Annotated in this window: 17 protein-coding genes and 2 pseudogenes; 16 read left to right on the top strand and 3 right to left on the bottom strand. The window is 32.8% G+C overall.

Annotation, left to right across the window (positions count from 1 at the left end; all coding sequences use genetic code 11):
- Window positions 1-91: 91 nt before the first annotated feature.
- The gene (locus ACQKP0_RS19095; protein ID WP_427407420.1) at window positions 92-2,095 is read right to left on the bottom strand and encodes an SH3 domain-containing protein; all 2,004 of its coding nucleotides are present in this window, start codon (window positions 2,093-2,095) and stop codon (window positions 92-94) included.
- A gap of 528 nt (window positions 2,096-2,623) precedes the next feature.
- Between ACQKP0_RS19095 and ACQKP0_RS19090 the strand changes: the two genes are divergently transcribed.
- The 7 genes and pseudogenes from ACQKP0_RS19090 to tagH all read left to right on the top strand — a co-directional run.
- Entirely contained in the window at window positions 2,624-5,530 is a 2,907-nt protein-coding gene (locus ACQKP0_RS19090; protein ID WP_427407419.1) for a CDP-glycerol glycerophosphotransferase family protein, read from the top strand.
- Between the two features lie 6 nt (window positions 5,531-5,536).
- Window positions 5,537-6,712: a glycosyltransferase family 4 protein gene (locus ACQKP0_RS19085; RefSeq protein ID WP_427407418.1), complete on the top strand. Its 1,176-nt coding sequence runs from the start codon at window positions 5,537-5,539 to the stop codon at window positions 6,710-6,712.
- Window positions 6,713-6,986: 274 nt separating this feature from the next.
- Window positions 6,987-7,385, top strand: a complete 399-nt coding sequence (gene tagD, locus ACQKP0_RS19080; protein ID WP_427407417.1) for a glycerol-3-phosphate cytidylyltransferase — start codon at window positions 6,987-6,989, stop codon at window positions 7,383-7,385.
- Entirely contained in the window at window positions 7,378-8,574 is a 1,197-nt protein-coding gene (locus tag ACQKP0_RS19075) for a CDP-glycerol glycerophosphotransferase family protein (RefSeq protein ID WP_427407416.1), read from the top strand. Before tagD ends, ACQKP0_RS19075 begins: the two co-directional genes overlap by 8 nt.
- Before the next feature lie 19 nt (window positions 8,575-8,593).
- Window positions 8,594-9,814, top strand: a pseudogene (locus ACQKP0_RS19070) (CDP-glycerol glycerophosphotransferase family protein); the annotation flags it as partial.
- A 228-nt stretch (window positions 9,815-10,042) separates the two neighbouring features.
- Window positions 10,043-10,870: an ABC transporter permease gene (locus tag ACQKP0_RS19065; RefSeq protein ID WP_427407415.1), complete on the top strand. Its 828-nt coding sequence runs from the start codon at window positions 10,043-10,045 to the stop codon at window positions 10,868-10,870.
- 51 nt (window positions 10,871-10,921) lie between these two features.
- Window positions 10,922-11,704, top strand: a pseudogene (gene tagH / locus ACQKP0_RS19060) (teichoic acids export ABC transporter ATP-binding subunit TagH); the annotation flags it as partial.
- A 104-nt stretch (window positions 11,705-11,808) separates the two neighbouring features.
- Here tagH and ACQKP0_RS19055 read toward each other — a convergent pair.
- Complete coding sequence (locus ACQKP0_RS19055; protein WP_427407452.1) at window positions 11,809-13,338, bottom strand: glycosyltransferase family 2 protein; 1,530 nt, start codon at window positions 13,336-13,338, stop codon at window positions 11,809-11,811.
- Between the two features lie 320 nt (window positions 13,339-13,658).
- On the opposite strand from ACQKP0_RS19055, the gene ACQKP0_RS19050 reads away from it, so the two are divergent.
- On the top strand, window positions 13,659-14,789 hold the full coding sequence (locus ACQKP0_RS19050; protein ID WP_427407414.1) for a DUF4097 family beta strand repeat-containing protein: 1,131 nt from the start codon (window positions 13,659-13,661) through the stop codon (window positions 14,787-14,789).
- 340 nt (window positions 14,790-15,129) lie between these two features.
- Window positions 15,130-15,486, top strand: coding sequence for a phage holin family protein (locus tag ACQKP0_RS19045; protein WP_427407413.1), 357 nt, complete (start codon window positions 15,130-15,132; stop codon window positions 15,484-15,486).
- A 175-nt stretch (window positions 15,487-15,661) separates the two neighbouring features.
- On the opposite strand, the gene ACQKP0_RS19040 is transcribed toward ACQKP0_RS19045, so the two are convergent.
- Window positions 15,662-16,351 (bottom strand): N-acetylmuramoyl-L-alanine amidase, encoded by a 690-nt coding sequence (locus ACQKP0_RS19040; protein ID WP_427407451.1) that lies wholly within the window; start codon window positions 16,349-16,351, stop codon window positions 15,662-15,664.
- Window positions 16,352-16,515: 164 nt separating this feature from the next.
- Here ACQKP0_RS19040 and hprK point away from each other — a divergent pair, with 164 nt between their 5' ends.
- The 7 genes from hprK (at window position 16,516) to trxB (ending at window position 23,230) form a co-directional block, all read left to right on the top strand.
- The gene (gene hprK / locus ACQKP0_RS19035) at window positions 16,516-17,454 is read left to right on the top strand and encodes an HPr(Ser) kinase/phosphatase (RefSeq protein ID WP_427407412.1); all 939 of its coding nucleotides are present in this window, start codon (window positions 16,516-16,518) and stop codon (window positions 17,452-17,454) included.
- 33 nt (window positions 17,455-17,487) lie between these two features.
- Entirely contained in the window at window positions 17,488-18,297 is an 810-nt protein-coding gene (gene lgt, locus ACQKP0_RS19030) for a prolipoprotein diacylglyceryl transferase (RefSeq protein WP_427407411.1), read from the top strand.
- 27 nt (window positions 18,298-18,324) lie between these two features.
- The gene (locus ACQKP0_RS19025; RefSeq protein ID WP_427407410.1) at window positions 18,325-19,272 is read left to right on the top strand and encodes a nucleoside recognition domain-containing protein; all 948 of its coding nucleotides are present in this window, start codon (window positions 18,325-18,327) and stop codon (window positions 19,270-19,272) included.
- Window positions 19,273-19,391: 119 nt separating this feature from the next.
- The gene (gene ppaX, locus ACQKP0_RS19020) at window positions 19,392-20,042 is read left to right on the top strand and encodes a pyrophosphatase PpaX (protein WP_427407409.1); all 651 of its coding nucleotides are present in this window, start codon (window positions 19,392-19,394) and stop codon (window positions 20,040-20,042) included.
- Entirely contained in the window at window positions 20,042-20,578 is a 537-nt protein-coding gene (locus ACQKP0_RS19015) for an acyltransferase (RefSeq protein WP_427407408.1), read from the top strand. Before ppaX ends, ACQKP0_RS19015 begins: the two co-directional genes overlap by 1 nt.
- A gap of 99 nt (window positions 20,579-20,677) precedes the next feature.
- On the top strand, window positions 20,678-22,189 hold the full coding sequence (locus tag ACQKP0_RS19010) for a tetratricopeptide repeat protein (RefSeq protein ID WP_427407407.1): 1,512 nt from the start codon (window positions 20,678-20,680) through the stop codon (window positions 22,187-22,189).
- 93 nt (window positions 22,190-22,282) lie between these two features.
- Window positions 22,283-23,230, top strand: a complete 948-nt coding sequence (trxB, locus tag ACQKP0_RS19005) for a thioredoxin-disulfide reductase (RefSeq protein ID WP_427407406.1) — start codon at window positions 22,283-22,285, stop codon at window positions 23,228-23,230.
- The last annotated feature ends 170 nt before the right edge of the window (window positions 23,231-23,400 follow it).

Genomic DNA, 23,400 nt, shown 5'->3' with positions numbered 1-23,400 from the left:
AGAAGCAGAAAGTGTGCTTCTTCTTTTTTATGCGTAATATTTTTATCCTCTCTGTTTAGAGGAAACAATTTTTCAAATGGATAAATTAGCTTTATTTAAGCTCATCCACAATATATTTTGCACTTACCCAGCCTGTTTTTCCATTAGCCAATGTCACTTTGTACCAAGTTTTTGTGCTATCCATTGTTAGCTTACCGTCTTTTTGCAAAACAATCTGTACATAGTCATTAAGATTTAATGTTCCTATAGTGGTTGAGTTAGGAGCACTACGGACATTTAATGCTGTAGCAGTAACCCTTCCTAAATTTTGGACAGATAAATATTTTTTGTAAGTAACAAAATTAATATCATTTGTCCAGTATATTTTATTATCGACCTTTACTTTAACCCAATAATCATTCGTTTTTTCAATTAAGAAAAACGTTGATTTTTTCTTGAGCTTTTTAACGGCATCGTTTACTCCTTGTTTACTATTTAATACTATATCCTGATTGGCAACTGCTTGGATCCCATTTGGAAAAATATCGCTGCCATCAGGTTTTTCAGGTTGAGCTGGAACAACAGTATTCGCTACAGCCTTGCTGTAATAGGCTTTATCAAAAGGTAGTATATTCTCCATATGCTTAGCGATTGTTTTACCCCAATAAGGATCACTTGCATAGTAAAAATTCATTCCTTCACTATTCGAATCGATTCGTGTATTTTTTAAATCTTTTGTACTGAAACCTAAATATGGTCCATTATACTTCCAATTTTTATCGTTTAAGTAAGTAGCTTTCATTTCCCGGGCAATATAGTCAATATTAAGGTCTACTGTTGCAAAACGATAAGCAGCGACAAATGGAGTAGCATCATAGGCCCCAAATCCAAATAAATTATTTTTGCCTAATGAAATATTAGAGGTTCCATAGGCACTTTCATGAATCGCATGGGCAGCTAAATAAAGTGCATTTACTCCATACTTGTTTCCTGCATTAATAAATGCTTGCCCCTTACCGGTCAGTACACTTATTTTACCTGTTGCCTTCACATATTTTGCTATATAGTCATTAATTTGCTTAGCTGTTACGGGTGACTTCGTTCGTAAATCAATGAATTGATACCCAGTTCGACTCGTTATTGGATCACCAGTTCTCACTTCCTTGATATAGCTGCCACTTACATAGCCAATTTTACTGCCGTATCTTACCTTATACCATCCATTGGAAACTTTATGGGTTGCAACTACGATTTTTGAGTTCGGGATTGTAGTTAGTATAGTAGATGACACATCTGCTGTTTTTCTAAGATTTAATCCAGCAGTTGTAATAAAGGTTGTATCTTCAATCTTTTTTTCAGTTATAACAGCAATTGGGGAAAAATCTTTAATGTAGATATATCCAGATTTCCCATTGAAAGTTATACTATACCAATCGCTAATTTTTTTAGTAGATTGGACAATAGTTCCTTTGGGAATTTTCACTAGTTTTTTATTTACATTTCCATAGGAATGAAATAGGTATGTATCTTTATTGGCTGTGTATTTAGTTTTGGCAAACGATGTAAAAGAGTTTTTGCTGACACTATTACTATTTACATAAAGTACTTTTCCTTTATAAGAAATTCGGAACCATGTTTGTCCAACACTATTCACTACTTTTTGAGTAGAATAAAATCCGTTCTTTCCCGGGATGGTGTAAACTGCTTTCTTCTTTGTATCAGGCGTGGAGTAGAGCTTCGTCGTCGTTTTTGTAAAATAATACGATTTGGCTATTTTAGTGTACTGATAATATTCTTTTAAATAAGTTCGGCTAACCCAGCCTGTTTTAGTTATACTTTTTCCTTTTGACTTATATGTATATGTTACTTTGTACCAAGTGCCATTTTTTAAGGTAGATGTTACAATTTTTCCTTTCGGTATAGTATAACTAACTTTGTATTTTGTTCCTGCTCCCTTCCGTATGTTTAAATTAGCGGTTGTTTTAAAAGAAGTTTTCTTCATTTTAATATTGCTGCTTGCCTCTGCCATTATAATGTCAAATGGTGTATTGGACATTAAAGGAGCAGCTATTAATATACTTGATGTTAAAACTAGTACTTTTCCTATTTTTTTCATCTGATCCCCTCTCCTATAAAGTTAGTAATAGACTGTTAATGTGAGATTAATAAATTTTGTAACTAACAGTCTTTTTTCGGTTGGAAATTACATATTTTGAGTGATAGAAAATTATGTAATTTTTTCTATTACTCTATTTATAATAGAATAAATAATTACTTCTGTCTCTATTAAATTCTTATTAATTATGAGGAGAGAGAATATTTATTTGATTGATTGCTATATTAAGAGGAATATGGATTTTTTCTGATTGGAATAAATCTACTATTCTTTCTAATGTTGAATTTGAGAAACAAATTACAAAATAAAAATTTTATGTTAGAATAACTTATTGTGTTTTAGGAATGAAACATAGATTTATATCATCTGTTATCCTGCATAAGTTTGTTTAATGTACAGATATTATTAATCGGTATAATGAATATGCATATTACTTATTGTCATGATAATGGGAATAAAGGGACCAAAATATCTTAAAAATAATACCTAAATAAGAGCTCATGATGAGTTTTGAGAGGAGTTTTTATGATGGGTTTTCTAGAATCTTTATGGAAACCAAAAGTCATTGAAAATTTTTACTTTTTGCATTCAATCCTATTTAATGATCAGAAAATGATTGTACAAATAAGTGAAAATTCACAAATAGATATAGAAGAAGGCAATCTAGAATTATTTTTAAAACAGAGGGAAAATGGTCAAGAACTTTTCTTTACGTTGAACCATAATAAATCTCTAAATGAAAAAAATATCTATGAGACAATTATAGACATTGCAGGGAATAATGAAATGATTGCTGACACTAATTTTTGGGATGTATATATTATTGTTAAGGCAAATGGATATTCAAAAAAATACAGGCTAAAATGTCTAGATATAAATTTTGAATCACAGTTGTTTTTTTATAATCATTCTCCTAGGGTTATAGTTCCCTATGCAACGAAAAATGGGAATATGTCATTTAAAATTGAACAACCAAGCGTAATTACAAAAATAGAAAAGGCTCACATAAATAATAATGGAGTCTTTTCACTAAGTGGCTATGCTTATTATCCATCATGGGATACATCAAAACAAAATAATATTACTAAGAATATTCTTGTAAGAAATGAGAACGGTGATTACGAAAAAAGTTTTCAAGTACAAAATGTCGAACGTAAGGATTTAGGAGATCAATTAAATTGGGCTGGATTTAACGCTAGTATTCACTTGAATGATTTGGATTTGGATGTAATAGAAGGAAACGAAATTGACATTACAATTGAACTTAAGAACAATACACAAGATACACATAATCTTAATAAAATTGAAAGCTCATCCATACAATTGGTAGATGACTCAATTTTTCCAAACCAGTCGGTAATTTTTAAGGATTCTAACGGTAATGAAAAAGAGGTAACCATAAGAAAAAATAAAAAAACAAAATCTTTATTGTTAGTAATAAGTAATCATAATCTAAATGTAGAAATTGACACTATTTTTGTCGACCCTGAGAGTATAACAATAAATGCTGTATTACTATCAAACCATCCTCTTTTTCAAAATATTACCGGTGATTATCTGCTCGTAATGAAAAAAAGGAATTTGAATGTCATACATGAATTCCCTATTAAAATTAATAATTCCCATTTTACCTTTAAAGCAAATCTTAACGAAATGATTTGTAATGATGGTTTGAAGGAAGGTGTATGGGACCTATTCATTGATATTGAGGAAAAACATTACCGAATATCGTCTCGTTTAGATCGTATTTCTAATAAAAAGGATATTATCAGTTTCCCACAACAGCTTGTTCAAAATAATAAATCAGATGCAGTTGTTGTAAAACCATATTACACGGCGCAAAATGATGTATCTTTATTAATACGCAACTACACATATTCAAAATCTATAAGCAGAATTAATATTACGAACCAGAATATGGAGATTAACGGAAAAATAAATATTATGCTTCCTAATGAGGAATTATCCGAGCATGCTGAAGGATATATATCGATAAAAGGGAAATATGGAAAATCATTTGATTTGCCTGCTAAGTGGAAACTTCATAAAACCAATAAGACGAATGTTGAATTTGAATTCTCTGTTATTGCTACTTATCCGGATGAAAAATTAAGCAATATGAAGGATTGGATATTAGATCACATCAAATTTGATTCGTTAATATGTAAACTTGATTTTGGAAAAATTCAATCCAGATTCACTTTAAATATTAGTCCAGAGAAAATCGATAAATCATTTGAAGATAGACTTAATAAAATTACAAGAATCAAAAAGATGATGGAGAAGGGAAATGTTGCTTCTTACCGTATTTTAAACAAGTTATTTCCTATCCAGTCCAATACGTATATTTTCCAAAGTTATTATGGAAATAGCTACGCATGTAATCCTAAGGCAATTTATGAGGAAATGTTATCACAAAATAAAAATATAAAAGCGGTTTGGGTCATGAAGGATCTGCAAAAAGATTTGCCTGGTAATCCTATTCTTGTAAAGCCTCATTCGTTTAAATATTATTTTTATATGGCAACCGCCAAATACTTTGTTAATAATGGAAACTTCCCGGATTTTTACAAAAAGAGAAGTGACACCATTCATGTGGAAACATGGCATGGTACTCCATTGAAAAAGCTTGGATTAGATGTAGATCCAGATTCTGTTGCGTATGCGGAAAATACATCTATAGAATTATTAAATAGGGTAAAGCGTTGGGACTATTTAATTGCTCCAAACCATTATACAGCTGAAATTCTAAAGAGGGCTTATAACTATAATAAAAAGACTTTAGAAATTGGATACCCTAGAAATGATATTTTTTATCGGAATGACAATGTAAAAAAAGTAGAGGAAATAAAAAAACAACTTAATATTGATCCTAGTAAGAAGGTCATTTTATACGCCCCAACGTGGAGAGATGATGATCGTAAAGGAAGTAAAAAGTCTTCACCTTTTGAATTTAGATTCGATTTGGATCAATTCAAAGAAAGATTTGGCGATGAATATGTACTACTCTTAAGGCTTCATTATTTTGATGCTGCAAGAATACATTTACTTGGTTTTGAAGATTTGGTTTACAATGTAACCTATTATGATGATATACAAGAGCTATATTTAATTTCTGATATACTAATTACGGATTATTCTTCTGTTATGTTTGATTACGCTAATTTAAATAGGCCTATAATATTCTACACTTATGATTTATTAAAATATGGTTCAAAAATGCGTGGGTTTTATTTTGATTTTCAGGAAGAAGCTCCAGGACCGATTGTATTAAGTGATAGTGAGCTTTATGAAACTATCGCGAACATTGAGGATTTAAGGGATGAATATAGTGAGAAATACGAGAATTTCAAAGATAGATTTTGTAATTTAGACGATGGACATGCCTCACAACGTGCTATCGAAATAATTTTCGAAAAGAATCAGCGCAGGTGAATAAAATTGAAAATATATTTTTTAATATACGATATTTATGGTATGGGTGGAACAGTAAGAACTGTTCTAAATGTGGCGAATTATTTAGTGGAAAATAAATATGATGTAGAAATAGTAAGTGTACTACGTAGACGTGCAAAAGAGTTTTTCACCATTGATCCACGGATTAAGGTGACAATATTACATGATGATGTTGGCAGAAATAAAAAACCAAAAGATTTAAAATCAAAAGTAATAAACAAGTTAAATAAATCGAAAAGCAGACTTATCCATTCAGATGACGAGGCATATACATTTTTTTCACTTTTAACAGATATAAAATTGTACAACTTTATTAAATCAATCGATTCTGGAATATTAATTACTACTCGTCCAAGCTTTAATATTTTTGCTTCAAAATATGCTAATAAGAATGTTGTTCTTGTCGGTCAAGAACATCTAAATTTTGGGATATATCCAGATAAATTGAAAAAGTCTATACAAAAACATTATCGTAATTTAGATTATTTGATTACACTTACAGACGATGATACTAAGGACTATGATAAAATATTTTCTGATAGTGGTGTAATTGTCAGGAAAATTACGAATTCGATACCAAAATTTAATGGAACGATATCGCCTTTAAATGATAAAGTTATTTTAGCAGCTGGAAGGCTTGCACCCCAAAAGGGTTTTGATATGTTAATTGAGGCATTTAGTAAAGTAAACAAGTATTTTCCAGATTGGAAATTAAAAATATTTGGATTTGGTAGAGAAAAAACAAACCTGCAACAATTGATTACTGAAAATCGTTTATATAATCATGTTTATCTTATGGGTGCCACTCAGGATATGGAGGGAGAGCTATCTAAGAGCTCTATTTACGCATTGAGCTCCCGGTTTGAAGGTTTTGGAATGGTTATTGTGGAAGCTATGCAATGTGGGGTTCCAGTAGTTAGTTTTGATTGTCCGAAAGGTCCAGCAGAGATTATTTCAAATGATGAAGATGGCATATTAGTCGAAAATGGTAATGTTGACGCATTTGCAGATGCTTTATTAGACCTCATCGGAAATGAAGAAAAGAGAAAACAATTTGCTGAAAATGCACTTGTAAATGTAAAACGATTTGAAATCGAAAATATAGGAAAATTGTGGGTGGATTTAATTAAAGAAATCCAATTGAACAAGACAAAAGATTAAAGATAATTCTTTATTTCGATGTTCATATAACTGAGATTTGGTAAATAAAGGAACGGATAAAAAGAGTATGTTTTTTTATTAAAACATAAAAAATATATAAAAATACCTATTTTGAAGGAAGTTGATGAACTTCTGTGTGAAATTTGTCACTTTTTGTATTTGAAAGAACCTTTATTTCGATTATAATAAAGGTTAAGTGATTTTTTTATTAATGTTTCTTAACTCAAATAGTAATAGGATCATTATGAACCAAACTGTAAGAGGAGAGGTTGAAATGAAAAAGGTAATAACATATGGAACCTTTGATTTACTTCATTGGGGACATATTAACTTATTAAAGAGAGCAAGGGAATTAGGCGATTATTTAATCGTTGCTATTTCAACAGATGAATTTAACGATATTAAAAATAAAAAAGCTTATCACAGTTATGAAAATCGCAAGTTGATTCTTGAATCTATTCGCTATGTTGACGAGGTGATTCCTGAAAATACTTGGGAACAAAAGATTCAAGATGTTGTAAATAATGATGTGGATATATTTGTGATGGGTGATGATTGGAAAGGAAAGTTTGATTTTTTAAAGGACTATTGTGAAGTTGTTTATTTACCGAGAACAGTAGGAATTTCAACAACGAAAATAAAAAAGGATTTATTTTCTGTGAAAAATGGTTAGAGAATTTTTGATTAAACTGTATTTATTGCTATTTAAAATACAGTTTAATTTTTTTAAACTTTTTCCTTTACAAGATAAAATCGTGTTTGTCGTTTCTTTCAAGGATAATAGTCTCTTTGTGTATGAGGAAATGAAAAGGCGAAAAATACGACAAAAAGTGGTATTTCTCTGTGAATCTTCAAGCTTCAATGTAATTAAAAATAATGTGGATGCACAAGTCTTGTTATTTGAATCAAAAAATATAATTGACATGGTAAAAGCTATATACTATCTTGCTATTTCGAAGAATATCATTGTTGACAATTATTTTGGTTTTTTATCAGCAGTTTCCTTTAAAGATGGAGTGCAATGCACTCAACTATGGCATGCAGCAGGAGCTATTAAGACATTCGGATTAAAGGATAAGTCTGTTTCTTTAAGAACAAAGCGTGCAAAAGAACGTTTTCAACGAGTATATAATCAGTTTGATAAAGTAATCGTAGGTTCCGATGAAATGGCGGAGATTTTTAAAAAGGCATTCAATCTTTCCGAAAATAATATTTTATATACCGGTATCCCGCGAACGGATATATTTTATAATCAAGAACATCAAGAAATGAAAAGAAGAGAACTCTTTAGACAAAATCCACAGCTCAAAGATAAGAAGATCATCTTCTATGTTCCAACCTTTCGTGATGATAGCTTAGATAGTTTTGATTTTCAGTTGGACTTAGATCAGATGTGCAGGGAGTTGTCGGGGAACTATGTCGTATTAATCAAACTGCATCCAGCCATCAAGAACAGGCCTATAATTGAAAAACGACTAGAGGGATTTGTGTTTGATTATTCCACATATGCCAATGTAAATGATCTATTATTTTTAACTGATTATTTGATTACTGATTATTCATCAATTCCATATGAATTTTCGTTATTAGAGAAACCGATGATTTTTTATCCATATGATTTAGTAGAATATCAGGAACAAAGAGGCTTCTGGGGACGATATGAAGATTTGGTTCCGGGTCCAGTTGTATATGAAACTAAAGATATTATTGAAGTCATTAAAAATAATCAATTTGATTATGAGAAAATACGTGATTTTTCTAGAACATGGAATAAATATTCCCTAGGAAGATCTAGTGAGAATTTAGTTAATAGTCTTTTTGAAAATAATATGTTTTTAAACAGTACTGAAAAAAATGCTTAGAATATTGGTGTTTTAACCTATGAAAAAAAATAAATTGAGAGATATCGGGAAAAGATTTTTTTTGAAACTTAAAAGACATTCCATATCCAAAAAAATATATAAGAAAGTATTTATCGTTCTCGGACTTTTGCCAGTGAAAAAAAATCTGGTCGTGTTCGAGAGCTTTTTAGGTAAGCAATACAGTTGCAACCCGAGAGCGATTTACGAATATTTAAAAGAAAACCACCCGGAATATAAAATGTATTGGAGTTTCGATATAAGATATAAACATAATTTTGTTGATAAAGATATTACTTATGTACGGCGTTTTTCTGTAAAGTGGTTATATGTAATGGCGCGTGCACAATACTGGGTTTCAAACAGCCGGTTACCATTATGGATTCCTAAACCGAAGCATACGACTTATCTGCAAACATGGCATGGAACACCTTTAAAGAAGCTAGCAGCTGATATGGATGAAGTTCATATGCCTGGTACAACCACTTCGACATATAAACGAAATTTTACTAGAGAGGCAAGTAAATGGGATTATTTAATATCACCAAATGCTTATTCAACTGAAATTTTTCGGAGAGCCTTTATGTTTGAGAAAGAAATGATTGAATCTGGTTATCCGAGAAATGATTATTTAAATAAATGTAATAATCCTGAGACGATAGAAAGTTTAAAAGAAAGTTTTGGTATTCCTCTATATAAAAAGGTGATTTTGTATGCACCTACTTGGAGAGATAATCAATTTTATGCAAAAGGAAAATATAAATTTGATTTAGAGTTAGATTTAAATTTAATGCGTGAAAAGTTAGGCGATGAGTTTGTAGTCATTTTAAGGATGCATTACTTGGTAGCTGAAAATATGGATCTATCGCCTTACAAAGACTTTGCTTATGATTTCTCTAATCATGCGGATATTAATGAGTTATATATCATTTCTGATTTATTAATCACAGATTATTCTTCAGTATTCTTTGATTATGCTAATTTAAAACGCCCAATGCTCTTTTTTGTTTATGATATTGAAGATTATCGTGATAATTTACGTGGTTTTTACTTTGATTTTGAGAAAAATGCACCAGGTCCGCTAGTTAAAACAACAACACAAGTAATAGAGACGATAAAAGATATGCAAGTAAATAATTATCAACTACCTGTTTCTTTTAATGAGTTTTATGAGAGGTTTTGTTATTTGGAATCTGGAGTATCATCACAAAGAGTGGTTGAGAAGGTATTTACAGGAAAATAAAATAATATCAAATTATTGGTTTAGTTTGTATAAATTGCATTATCTGCATCCCCATTTAACTTTCTCGTTGAATGGGGGATTTTTTTGATATATGCTACTATCAGGAGTTTGGTGAAAGGAACGGCTGCTAAATTAATATGACAATTACACGTATAAATGATAAAATGGTGATTCAGATAATGTTTTTTATGCATAATAGTAAATTTAAAGCTCAGGAAGGAAAAACATATGCGTTCTGTAATAACCGTAATAAAAGAACAAATTAAAAGCTTTTATTTAGCTAGACGATTATCTGTTTATGAATTGAAGAGTGCAAACCGTAATCATTATTTAGGGATATTATGGGAAATTATTAATCCTATGATTCAAATATCTATTTATTGGTTTGTTTTTGGATTTGGGATTCATGGTGGCAGCCGGGCAGATGTTGACTTATCTGGAGATAGTATTAAGTATTTTCCATGGATGCTGTCTGGGATAGTCGCTTGGTTCTTTGTCAATCAATCGATCACTCAAGGGTCTAAATCTATTTATTCAAGAATTAAAATGATTTCAAAAATGAGCTTTCCGATGAGTGTCATTCCCACTTATGTGATTTTTGCAAAGTTGTACCAGCATTTAATGTTACTTGGAGTAGTACTTGTTATTTTTCAATTTTTAGGGTATCCGATTAACATCCATTATCTTCAATTGCCATACTTTATCGTCGCAACAGTGATATTTTTAATATCATTATCATTAATAACATCAACACTTACGACAATTGTTCGAGATTTTCAAATGTTAATTACTTCGACAGTTCGTATATTAATATATTTGTCGCCAATATTATGGCCGCCTTATAATATTCATCCAGCTATTATTCAAACCATTATGAAGCTAAATCCGATATATTATTTAGTTGAAGGATATAGAGCATCTATTCTAGGGTTGTCATGGTATCCTGTTGATCATTGGGAATATACGCTTTATTTTTGGGGAATAGTTATTGTATTACTGTTTTTCGGTTCCATTTTACATGTTAAGTTTAGAGACCGCTTCGTAGATTTCTTATAATCGAAGTAACCTGCTCGCAATAATAGAATAATATTTAAATGGAGAGAAACGATGAGTCATTCAGTTATTTTTGAAAAAGTAACGAAAAAATATAAAATGTATAATAAAAATTCGGAGAAGCTGTTAGATATCATATTTCCAGATGGATACGGAGAAAATTTTTATGCTCTGCAAAACATTAATTTTACTGCATATGATGGAGATGTAATTGGTGTTATTGGTGTAAATGGAGCAGGAAAATCAACCTTATCAAACTTAATAACGGGTGTTATTCCACCTACCTCTGGATCGATCGAAATTAAAGGCCAAGCGTCTTTAATCGCCATAAATTCAGGATTAAATAATGAATTAACTGGTAGAGAAAATATCGAATTGAAATGTTTGATGTTGGGATTTAATAAAAAGGAAATACGTAAATTGATGCCTGAAATTATTGAGTTTGCTGATATTGGGAAATTTATAGATCAGCCTGTCAAAAGCTATTCAAGCGGTATGAAATCTCGTTTGGGATTTGCTATATCGGTTAATATCGATCCAGATATTTTAGTTATAGACGAAGCCCTGTCTGTTGGAGATCAAACCTTTACGGATAAGTGTCTTGATAAGATGAATGAGTTTAAAGAGAGAGGAAAAACGATCTTTTTTATTAGTCACTCGATTGGGCAGGTCAAGAAGTTTTGTCAAAAGGCATTGTGGCTTGAAGCTGGAGAGGTAAAGGCTTACGGAACTATTAAGGAAATTATTCCACAGTATGAAAAGTTTTTAAAAGAATTCAAAGCTATGTCTAAAGAAGAACAAAAGAACTTTAAACAGCTTGTATTAGAAAAAAGAAGTAAATTGAGGGAACTAGAAAGTAACCCTTCTAACGCATAAAAATATCAAGTTAGTGACTTGTAAAAACTCCCTTAACTATATCCAAGTATAGTTAAGGGAGTTTTTTATTTAATTCTTAATCCAACGTTTGAATAAATCGTTTTGTAAAAAATATAGTCACGGTTTCGATACTCATCTTGAATATCATCATTTTCTCTTCTAATATGAAGTTTATTATAATCACTATATTTTAAAAATATTTCATAATTTGAGGAAGGAAGCTCGGAAAGTAAACCGAGATCCAACTCTAGCTTCCCATTACCGCTCCTATCAATAATAACTGGCTGTGAATATTCGAGAATGATATTTTTTCGATTTCTTATAACCAAATCAGTAATCGTGCCTAAAAAATCCCCATAAACCTTAAAATGTAGACAGTATTTATTGTCATGAATATAATCCTCTATAGAAAAAGCAAGCATAGGAATTCTTATATATCTAAATTTGTTTTCAAGAAATGGAGCAACAACATATGGTAGGGTATCTTTAATGATAAAATCCTTTACTTTTTCCTCCTTTTCCCACTCAAAGAGTTTTACTAAATCTTTATATTTTCTTTCGCAAAAAAGTTGATAGACTACTTTGTTTATCGGTTGAAAAAAGTTCTCTGAAAACTCATACCTTAATCCTTTAGTTGTTTTCAGCACTTTATTAAATTTATAGTAATAAATTGGTTTTAGCCTCGTTTTTTGAAAATGAGGAGTAGTGAAAAATCTTGTGATTGAATCAAATTCATATAATCGGTTTAAGATCATTTTCTCCTTTTCAATTTCCAATTTTTTATTGATTACATATTTAATAACTTTCAGATTACAATTTGTCTTTTGTATAATGTTTGTTTGTTTTGTTAAACGAGTTTTATTATCATCCAAACGATTTAAATAATAAATAGGCTGTTCTGTAGTAGATATCGTATTGCAGTTTATTAGAACATCAATAAAAAATTGTTTATCCTCAGCAAATTTCATTTTCGGAAACGTTATATGATTATCTTTAATGATACTTGCTCTTATCATTCTTGCTCTAGGTCCTAAATGTTGAAAGATATGGGGAATGGAGTATGGTGAGATTCCGCGTCTTTCTTTGCAAGATTCATGCTCTCCGACTATTTTAGTTCTATTTGATTGAAGCTGAATCGTTTTGCCGACAATATAATCATCACCTGTCTCTTCTAAGATAGTATGTAGTATTTCTAGACCGCTTGGTTCTAACCAATCATCTGCATCTAAAAAAGTAATGTATTTGGAATTAGATAATTGAATACCAATATTACGAGGGTGACCTGGTGTGCCTGTATTGGATTTCAAAAATACAACATCGATATTTTCAAATTTGGATGAGTAATCTAACAGAATATTCCTAGAAGAATCGGTAGAACCATCATCAACAAGGATATATTCAATATGGTTAAAACCAATGGATTGATTAATAACTGAGTCAATGGTCTTTTTTAAATACTTCTCAGCATTATATACTGGTGTGATCACAGTAATCTTTGTAGCGTTCTTTTTATTTTCTTTGTTTTTTACAATAGCATATCCCATTGAGTTGAAATCGTTTTTTTTAAATTGCCGCTTTTTTAGCATCCGAAACATATTTATCAAGAAGCTTCCCCATCTTTCTACTGTATTTTCTAAAAATCATGTTGTGGTATGGCCATTATTTATTTTTGGGCAAAAGGGATCGGAATATTCAAAAGTAAATGGAGTAAGGTTGATTTAGAGGAAGATTAAATATTAAGCTCTATTTTAATTCCATCCTCAGACCGATGAACCACTTAGAATAATATGTCAAAATGAAGTAAGATTAAAAGCATTGAAACTTTCCAATTGCCCTAATCGTAAGTAATAAGACAAGGGTATAAGGTATTACTTTAATGGTTTTTATATAACCTACTCATAAGGAGGAATCAGCAATGCAGGAGGAAAGAAAACGCATTATTGACTTGGTGAGGGATGGAAAATTATCTACAGATGAAGCCCTTATTTTACTAGATGCATTAGAAAAAAAACAGGAAAGTAAAGATGAAAAAGTACTGGAAGAGGTTGTTTCTGATTCAGAGCAGAAACAGGACCAGAGTGGTAAGGAAAATAATGAAGATCGATTTTCATCACAGTTCTCTGATGCAAGAGATAAAATCATGGATTTTGTAAATTCGGCTTTTAAGAAAATTAAAGATATTGATTTGCAATTTAATCAATCAGTAGAATTTCCGCATGTATTTCAACAAGCGAATGTTAATTTGACAAATATCGATATTGATATTGCTAATGGACAGGTAGAAGTAAAAGCGTGGGATCATCCGGATATTCGAGTAGAATGTCAGGCAAAGGTATATCGTAAAGATAATCGTGATGAAGCAAGGACATTCTTTATAGAAAATAGCTCGTTTTATATAGATAATGGATTGCTTCGTTTTTCCACTCAATCGAAATGGATGAAAGTAGATACTGTTGTATATGTTCCAAAAACAGAGTATGAAAAAGTCTCCTTCCGAACATTTAATGGGGGTGTGAAAGGTGAAGGGCTGAAAGTAGATGATTTGAGAACAAAGACAGCTAATGGAAAGATAATGTTAAAAAATGTAGATACTGAAAAAATAGATGCGGAAACGGTCAACGGAAGGATTATTGTCCAGGAATCCCAAGCAAACCGTCTTACAGCCGAATCCATGCATGGAAGTATAACAGTTGAGGGGAAATATCATACGATTGATTTGCAGACGCTAAATGGGAATTTAAGCTGTGCATTACACAATCAAGAAACAGATACACTACATTTGAAAGCTGTATCCGGTAATATCAATGTTTACGTCCCAAGTGATATAAGTATAGAGGGAGAATGTAAATCGAATTTAGGAAATATAAAGGTTGCTCTGGAGGATATAGATAAAATAGAAGAGAAAAAAGAGGTTGTTCAGAAGCAAATAAGATTTAAACGTAAGGGGATATCAGAATCTCCGCTTCATATATTTGCTGACACAAAAACAGGCTCAATTTTTGTTCAAACTAATGAAATGTTTCATTCAGAAGAAAATAAAGAGTAAGATAAATGAGGGTGTCCTATAAGTGTTTGACACTTATGGGATACCTAATTTTCGTTTAGGAAATTATAAAATATTCGCACTGTGGATAACTTTATGAAGAGCGAGGTTTACGTCTAGCTCCAGCGCCTATCGGCTAGCGGATTTCTCCGTCTTCTCCCTACGATAAGTCAACATCGACTCGTTCCTCGTCGTGTCTCCTTTATCTCAGTCGAAGCCTACGAAATCCGTACGCCGATGAGCAAGGCGCTTGCGCTTTTGTTCTTCTGAAGAAATATATTTAATTTTCCTGCATAGAATATTAACAAGAAGCTTGTACTCTAAAAGAAAAGGTTGTTGTTAGATGAGATGGTTAATAGGGATTTTGATTAATGCATTATTATTTGTTGCAATAGCAGGTTACATTGGCGGGTTTGAGGTAGCAAGCTTTGGATCTGCAGTAATTGCCAGTTTTATTTTATCGATTTTAAATATGTTAGTTCGTCCGATATTAATTATTTTAACCTTTCCGATTACGATTGTAACTTTAGGAATTTTTCTTTTTGTTATTAATGCAATTACATTGCTAATGACTGAACGACTAATGGGAGGTGCCTTCGAATTTAGTAGCTTCGGAACAGCCTTTTTAGTTGCAGTGATTATGTCTATTGCTAATCTTATAATACAAAAAGCAATTTTTGAAAAAGATCGTAGGAAGTAATTTATTATTTTATGACCGATAATTTCTGTATTTGACCGATTTATATGGTGAATTGACCGATATTTTTCGATTTTTGACCGATATATCGAGAAATTGACCGATATTTATTCAATAAACAAAGGTATGGATCCATATGTGGTTCCATACCTTATTTTGTTTCTCAGAAGAGTAATTGTTATTCTTGGTAAACTGTCACAATGATTGCTTCATAACCTTTAGCTTTTAATTCCTTTATGAGGTTATCAGCATTCTTTTTTTCTGAAAAGGCCCCTACTTGAACGCGGTAGAGAATCTTTGTTTCTTTTTTAGGCGGGGTTGTTTTCTTCTTTTTTAGTTTGTATTGGTCTGCAATGCCTTTTACAATGGCTTCAGCACAGTTTTTTTGATAAACATCGGAACGGATAAGAACTAATTCCTCCTTGTTTGTGTAAAATCCACATTCTACGAGAATAGCTGTCATACTCGTTTCTCGTAAAACGTGGAAATCTGCTGTTTTGACCCCGCGATCAGTGAGTCCGGTAGAAATGATAAGATTTTTTTGTACACGGTTAGCAAGCTCTAACGCTTCCTTTGGCTTTGAAGGATAAACATATGTTTCGATTCCATTGGCATTATTCCAGATGGTTCCATAGGCGTTAGCATGAATAGATACATAACAATTAACTTGCAATCGATTTGCTTTATCTGTTCTTTCTTTTAATGGGACATCCTCTTTATTGGAATGTGCGAAGCATACAGTAACATTTTCATAGCTTTCGAGTAGAGCTTTTACATAATTAGCCACTGCACTTGTAAATGTAAATTCTTTAAAATTATCAGGACTTCTTTTTCCAGGGGTATTTGGCCCATGCCCAGCATCAAGCATAATCTTCAAACTAATTCCTCTCCTTTTTACTTTATCTATATAATAGATATCTCACCTAATTATCGACACCCATATATCTAGGAAATTTTTATGGTGGTTTTACGCAGCAGTAAAATGCTAAAATAAATTTTAGGTTTACTTTCATTTGTAAGGAGGATGCCGATTTGGCAAAGGTTCGTATTGAGGATATTATTAAAAAATTTAATTTAGAGTTAATTGGCGGGGAGGAAGGAATCCATCGTCCTATCACAACAAGTGATATCTCACGTCCAGGATTAGAGATGGCTGGTTTCTTTAACTATTATCCTGCAGAACGTATCCAGCTCCTTGGTATGTCTGAAATTATCTTTTGCGAACGATTAGATCCTGAAGATCGCAAAATTCGATTTGAGAAGCTTTGTAACGACATTACTCCTGGGATCGTTATTTCAAGAGGAATGGATGTTCCAGAAGAATTAATTGAAGCTTCAGAGGAATATTCTGTTCCACTTATGCGCACATCGATGAAAACCACCCGTTTTTCGAGTCATTTAACGAACTATCTTGAATTTAAGCTTGCACCGACTACTGCTGTGCATGGAGTACTTGTGGATATTTATGGTGTTGGAGTTTTAATTACTGGTAAAAGCGGTGTAGGTAAAAGTGAGGCCGCTTTAGAGCTGGTGAAACGGGGACATCGACTTGTGGCCGACGATTGTGTAGAAATTCGCCAAGAAGATACTGATACACTGGTGGGAAATGCACCTGATTTAATCGAACACTTACTGGAGATTCGCGGCTTAGGTATTATCAATGTAATGACATTGTTTGGTGCGGGTGCTGTTCGAAGTCATAAGCGAATTACTTTAGTTGTTAATCTTGAACTTTGGGATCAGACTAAGCATTATGATCGTCTCGGTCTTGATGAAGAAAAAATGAAAATCATTGATACCGAGCTTACGAAGCTAACGATCCCTGTCCGTCCGGGAAGAAACTTAGGTATTATTATTGAAGTAGCAGCTATGAATTATCGATTGAAACGTATGGGAGTGAATGCAGCCCAACAATTTACTGATCGTTTGGCAGATGTCATTATTGATGAAGGCGATCGTGAAGAAATGTAAGAATGTTCTTTTTAAGAAAGGAGTTTTTTATATATGGAATCCACTATAACCCCTTTAAATCCCATTGCTTTTCGAATAGGAGAAATTTCTGTTCACTGGTATGGAATTATTATTGGTGTTGGTATTGCGTTAGGCTTATATTTAGTCATGAAAGAATCTGAAAGACTTGGTCTGAACAAAGATTTGTTTGCCGATTTGTTAATTTGGGCCATTCCGATTTCGATTATTTCTGCTAGGATTTACTATGTTATCTTTGAATGGAGTTATTATTCTCAGCATCCAGGAGATATTATCAAAATATGGAATGGCGGAATTGCGATTCACGGAGCCTTAATCGGTGCCATAATAACAACAATTATTTTTTCAAGAATTAAAAACGTTTCATTTTGGAAATTAGCCGATATTGCTGCACCGAGTATTATTCTTGGCCAAGCTATTGGTCGTTGGGGAAATTTCATGAACCAAGAAGCACATGGTAGTGAGGTAAGTCGAACATTTCTCGAAAATTTACATTTACCTGATTTTATCATTAATCAGATGTATATCGATGGAACCTATTATCATCCGACATTTTTATATGAATCGATTTGGGATATTGTCGGGTTTATTATTCTTATCCTATTAAGAAGAGTGAATTTACGGAGAGGTGAACTTTTCTTAAGCTATGTTATTTGGTATTCTGTGGGACGTTTCTTTGTAGAAGGATTAAGAACCGACAGCTTAATGTTAACGAGCGATTTAAGAATGGCGCAGGTTATTTCAATCGTTTTAGTTGCTGTTGGAATTGTACTTTGGATTGTTCGAAGGGTTTCCGGAATGGCGAGACAGCGTTATCGAGATTAGAAAATAGAATTACGGGAGATATTGGAAATGGTACAATCCTTAAAAATGGGATTTTGGTCAGGTTTAAAAACAACATGGACATTGGGGAAAATCATTTTTCCAGTAACTTTAATTGTTGCGGTCTTACAATACACACCAATATTACCTTGGATCATTCGACTTATCTCTCCATTAATGGGGATTTTCGGACTATCTGGTGATGCGGCAATTCCTATTGTTCTAGGAAACTTTCTTAATTTATATGCTGGAATTGCCGGGATAATGTCGGTTGATCTAACGGTTAAAGAAGTATTTACAATTGCAGTTATGCTTTCATTTGCTCATAATCTATTGATAGAATCAAGTGTAGCGGTAAAGGTTGGCGTAAAGGTTTGGATAATGATTGTTGTAAGGATTGGTTTAGCTGTTTTTTCAGCCATTATTATTAATCTAGTGTGGAATGACGGACATGAAGCTGCTCAATATGGGATGCTTGCTCCACAGGAAGAACAAGTATCAGGTATTTGGTCTATTTCTGTACATGCGATTGAAAAGGCGGCATTAGGTGTCTATCAACTTGCGATAATTGTTATACCTCTTATGGTAGGAATTCAAATATTAAAGGATTTAAAGGTTTTACAATGGTTTTCACGGATCATGTCTCCTTTTACTCGTTTACTCGGGATGAAAGAAAATACCTCTACTACATTAGCCGCAGGCTTATTGTTTGGATTAGCGTATGGGGCAGGAGTAATGATTCAAGCGGTCAAGGAAGATGGTGTGAGTAAAAAAGACGTAACCTTAGCATTTATCTTTTTAGTAGGTTGTCACGCCGTCGTTGAGGATACATTAATCTTTTTACCTTTAGGGATTCCGGTATTACCATTGCTGCTTATTCGATTAGTCACGGCAATTTTATTAACACTTATTGTTGGATTTATTTGGAATAGAAGAGTGATAGCTAAAAAAAATTCGTCAAAGATTCTTGAAGGTTAAATGAGGAAACTGGTGAAATACCAGTTTTTTTTCATAGGCTCTATGTGAAAACAGTTTTTGTTATTCTTGAAAAATGATTTATTATGAAAAGAGATAAAATATGAAAGGGAGAAGGCAAAATGGAAAAAAACATTACGACAATCTTATTTGATTTAGATGGTACTCTAATTGATACAAATGAATTAATCATATCGTCCTTTTTACATACCTTAAATAGCTATTACCCTGATCAGTATAAGCGTGAAGATGTTTTACCTTTTATCGGACCATCTTTATATGCTACCTTTTCTAAGATTGATTTGGAACGAACAGAAGAAATGATTCATACTTACCGTACATTCAATCTCGAAAATCATGATTCATTAGTGAAAGAGTTTGAAGGTGTTTTTGAAACGGTTCAGGCGTTACATAAAAACGGATTTAAATTAGGAATCGTATCAACGAAAAAGCGAGATACTGTTTTAAAAGGACTCAAGCTAATGAAACTGGATCAATTTTTTGAAGTGATTATTACATTGGATGAGGTAGAATTTGAGAAGCCGCATCCCGAACCAATTGAAAAAGCATTGAAACTATTGAACTCTACCCCGAATGAAGCAATTATGGTAGGGGATAATTACCATGATATTTTAGCGGGAAAGAATGCAGGTACATTATCAGTAGGTGTAGCTTGGTCTGCAAAAGGACGTGCCTATATTGAAAGCTACGAGCCAGATTATATATTAGATCATATGGGCGATCTTCTTAAAATCGTTGGAGTGAGTGTTTAATGCGAAAAACGACACGTTACCCAGTCTCCGGTTCTAATTCATTGTGGCATGTGTATAAGACCGTTCCGTTTTGGAAGGTGGTCAAAAATTTTATCGTAATCCAGTTGGCTAGGTATACCCCTTTTTTAGCAATGAAAAATTGGTTGTACCGTACTTTTCTACGGATGAAAATTGGCGATAAAACATCTTTTGCTTTAATGGTTATGCTTGATGTGATGTTTCCAGAAAAAATATCTGTTGGGAAAAATACTGTGATTGGCTACAATACGACCATCCTTGCTCACGAATACTTAATAAAAGAGTATCGCCTTGGAGAAGTGAAAATCGGCAGTGAAGTCATGATTGGTGCAAATTCTACCATATTACCTGGAGTAGAAATTGGTGATGGTGCTATTGTTTCCGCGGGTACGCTAGTACATAAAGATGTCCCAGCAGGCGCATTTGTAGGGGGAAATCCGATGCGCATCATCTATACAAAAGAAGAAATGATCAGTCGATGGAAAGATGACCCAATATACGGTAACCTTATCCCCTAAATTGGGGTTTTTTCTTTATTCTCAGTTTGCCTGTTAATCATTGTTATTTTATATGTTATACTACAGAAGTTAACTACGAAATATTTGTGAGGGACTTTCATGGCAAAAGACTCAAAGATTAAACAAGAAAATGGTGTTGTCTTGTCATTTATACCTACGGGTGATTATTATTTTAATAAAGGAATAAATGCTTTTCATCGCCATGATTTGACAGGAGCAAAAAAATATTTGGAACGTGCGATTCAACTGGAGCCTTATGAACCAATGATTGCCTGTCAACTTGGCTTAGTATATATGCAGTTAGAACAATATCAAGAATCTAATGATCTCTTCAAACAAATCATTGATGAACTTGATCCTAGTATGACAGAATGTTACTATTTTTTAGCGAATAATTACGCCGAGCTCGGCTTATTTAATGAGGCACATAAGCATGTAAAGACTTATCTAGAGACAGATCCATATGGAGAGTTTATTGAAGATGCAGAGGATTTACTTTTTATTATTGGAGCAGATGAAGAAGAGGATAATGCTTTCCCGATTAAAGATGAGCTTATTTTAAAACAAGACCAAGCAAGACAGCTCCTTGAATCTGGAAATTTTGATAAAGCGATAGAAATTTTAAAAAGCTTAATAGCTGAATTCCCTGACTTTTGGTCTGCATACAATAATCTTGCACTAGGGTATTTTTATTTAGGAGATATGGAAAATGCCGCAAACGTTTTAGAAGATCTCCTAGTTAAAAATCCTGGAAACCTCCATGGCATTTGTAATTTGGCTGTTTTTCTTTATCATCAGAGAAGAGATGAAGAATTGGAAGTATTGATAGAAGGCTTGGAAAAGGTCCAGCCGATATTAATCGAACATAAGTATAAATTAGGTGCAACATTTGCGTTAATCGGAAGATATCAGCAAGCTTACATTTGGTTAAACAATTTAAAAAAGTTTGGGTTCGAAGGGGATTCTAGTTATTATTATTGGTTAGCCCAATCCGCCTACCATACAGGACATGAACAAACAGCTAAAAACGCATGGAAGCAATTAATTGAACTAAATCCAGAAAAAGAAGGACTAGAACCATGGAATGAGAAACCGCTAAATGACGCTGGGTTTGAGGACCATGTTACTTCTACTTTGAAAAAATTGCGCAGTGATTATATGGAAGAGCGTTTGTTTGGTATTTTTATCCTCTCAAAATCGAGACGAAAAGATGAAATGATTTCTCATCCGGAATTTAAATCATTAGATGAGTTTTCAATGACAGAAAAAGTGTATTTAGCAAATGTGCTTGATTCAGATTTGACAAATCAATTTGACCCTGATGGAGTGATTTCAAGAGGTCACAACGTAGCCAATATTTTATATGAAAATCATCATCCAATCAGTGCCATGTCATCTGGCCTATTTCTAATGTGGTTTTCAATTTTCCTTGAGGGGATGAAAAAGGGACAAGAATTTAGTAATCAACAAGCATTTGCTGCCGCTACAGAATATTTATGGTATAAACTAAAGCATGAGAAAAAACCACAAAATGAAGTCGCAAAACGCTATCAAGTCTCGAGTTCAACACTACAAAAATATGCCAAAATCATTCTTGAATATTGTCAGTAAGCATATGTTTGGACGAAAAATGCATTGTCTTATAGGATAGAAGTAGATAGGGAAAGATATCCCCCATAGACATTTGCTGAAGGAGTGTTGAGTGTGTCAGAGGAAAAAATTTATGATGTGATTATTATTGGAGCAGGTCCAGCGGGAATGACAGCTGCAGTTTATACATCCCGTGCTAATTTATCCACATTGATGATTGAACGTGGAATCCCTGGTGGGCAAATGGCGAATACTGAAGAAGTAGAAAATTATCCAGGCTATGATCATATACTTGGTCCAGACCTATCAAATAAAATGTTCGAGCATGCGAAAAAATTCGGTGCCGAATATGCCTATGGTGATATTCGCGAAATTATTGATGGTGAAGAGTATAAAACAGTAAATGCTGGATCAAAGCAATATAAAGCAAGATCGATTATTATTACAACAGGTGCCGAATATAAAAAAGTTGGGGTTCCTGGTGAAAAAGAACTAGGTGGCCGAGGAGTTTCATATTGTGCGGTCTGTGATGGTGCATTCTTCAAAGGGAAAGAACTGGTCGTTATAGGCGGCGGTGATTCTGCAGTTGAAGAAGGAGTATATTTAACACGATTTGCAAGTAAGGTGACAATTGTTCATCGTCGTGATAAACTGCGTGCCCAAAAAATATTACAAGATCGTGCGTTTGCAAATGAAAAAGTTGATTTTATTTGGAATCATACTATTAAAGAAATTCACGAAGAGAATGGCAAGGTTGGTTCTATTACCCTTGTTTCAACAATAGATGGTGAAGAAAAAGAATTTAAAACAGATGGCGTGTTTATTTATATTGGAATGCTTCCATTAACAAATCCATTCCAAAACTTAGGAATTACAAATGAAGCAGGCTATATTGTAACCGATGAAAATATGTTGACAAATATTCCAGGTATTTTTGCAGCAGGAGATGTTAGGGAAAAAACATTACGCCAAATCGTTACTGCTACTGGTGATGGAAGTATCGCTGCACAAAATGCTCAAATTTATGTGGAAGAATTAAAAGAGAAGTACAAAATCGATTGATAATAATGTGGAATGTTAAAAATAACTAAAAAGTCATTATTTTGTAACGCTGTTGAAATAATAATTCGTTAAAATAAAGGTAGTTGAAATTGACCCCCTTTTTTTAATAAGACCCCTTGTTAGCACAGGTCATTCCTGTGCTATTTTTTTGTGTGAAAATCCTAGTAGCA

It is taken from the genome of Heyndrickxia sp. NPDC080065 (assembly GCF_050281185.1).
Taxonomy (GTDB): domain Bacteria; phylum Bacillota; class Bacilli; order Bacillales; family Bacillaceae_C; genus Heyndrickxia.
This window is presented reverse-complemented; position numbering and strand designations above follow the sequence as displayed.

Bases quoted from the DNA above. Each gene is read 5' to 3' on its own strand.
- ACQKP0_RS19095 (WP_427407420.1), bottom strand. From the start codon at position 2,095: ATGAAAAAAATAGGAAAAGTACTAGTTTTAACATCAAGTATATTAATA.
- ACQKP0_RS19090 (WP_427407419.1), top strand. From the start codon at position 2,624: ATGGGTTTTCTAGAATCTTTATGGAAACCAAAAGTCATTGAAAATTTT.
- tagD (WP_427407417.1), top strand. From the start codon at position 6,987: ATGAAAAAGGTAATAACATATGGAACCTTTGATTTACTTCATTGGGGA.
- ACQKP0_RS19075 (WP_427407416.1), top strand. From the start codon at position 7,378: ATGGTTAGAGAATTTTTGATTAAACTGTATTTATTGCTATTTAAAATA.
- ACQKP0_RS19065 (WP_427407415.1), top strand. From the start codon at position 10,043: ATGCGTTCTGTAATAACCGTAATAAAAGAACAAATTAAAAGCTTTTAT.
- ACQKP0_RS19055 (WP_427407452.1), bottom strand. From the start codon at position 13,338: ATGTTTCGGATGCTAAAAAAGCGGCAATTTAAAAAAAACGATTTCAAC.
- ACQKP0_RS19050 (WP_427407414.1), top strand. From the start codon at position 13,659: ATGCAGGAGGAAAGAAAACGCATTATTGACTTGGTGAGGGATGGAAAA.
- ACQKP0_RS19045 (WP_427407413.1), top strand. From the start codon at position 15,130: ATGAGATGGTTAATAGGGATTTTGATTAATGCATTATTATTTGTTGCA.
- ACQKP0_RS19040 (WP_427407451.1), bottom strand. From the start codon at position 16,351: ATGCTTGATGCTGGGCATGGGCCAAATACCCCTGGAAAAAGAAGTCCT.
- lgt (WP_427407411.1), top strand. From the start codon at position 17,488: ATGGAATCCACTATAACCCCTTTAAATCCCATTGCTTTTCGAATAGGA.
- ACQKP0_RS19025 (WP_427407410.1), top strand. From the start codon at position 18,325: ATGGTACAATCCTTAAAAATGGGATTTTGGTCAGGTTTAAAAACAACA.
- ppaX (WP_427407409.1), top strand. From the start codon at position 19,392: ATGGAAAAAAACATTACGACAATCTTATTTGATTTAGATGGTACTCTA.
- ACQKP0_RS19015 (WP_427407408.1), top strand. From the start codon at position 20,042: ATGCGAAAAACGACACGTTACCCAGTCTCCGGTTCTAATTCATTGTGG.
- ACQKP0_RS19010 (WP_427407407.1), top strand. From the start codon at position 20,678: ATGGCAAAAGACTCAAAGATTAAACAAGAAAATGGTGTTGTCTTGTCA.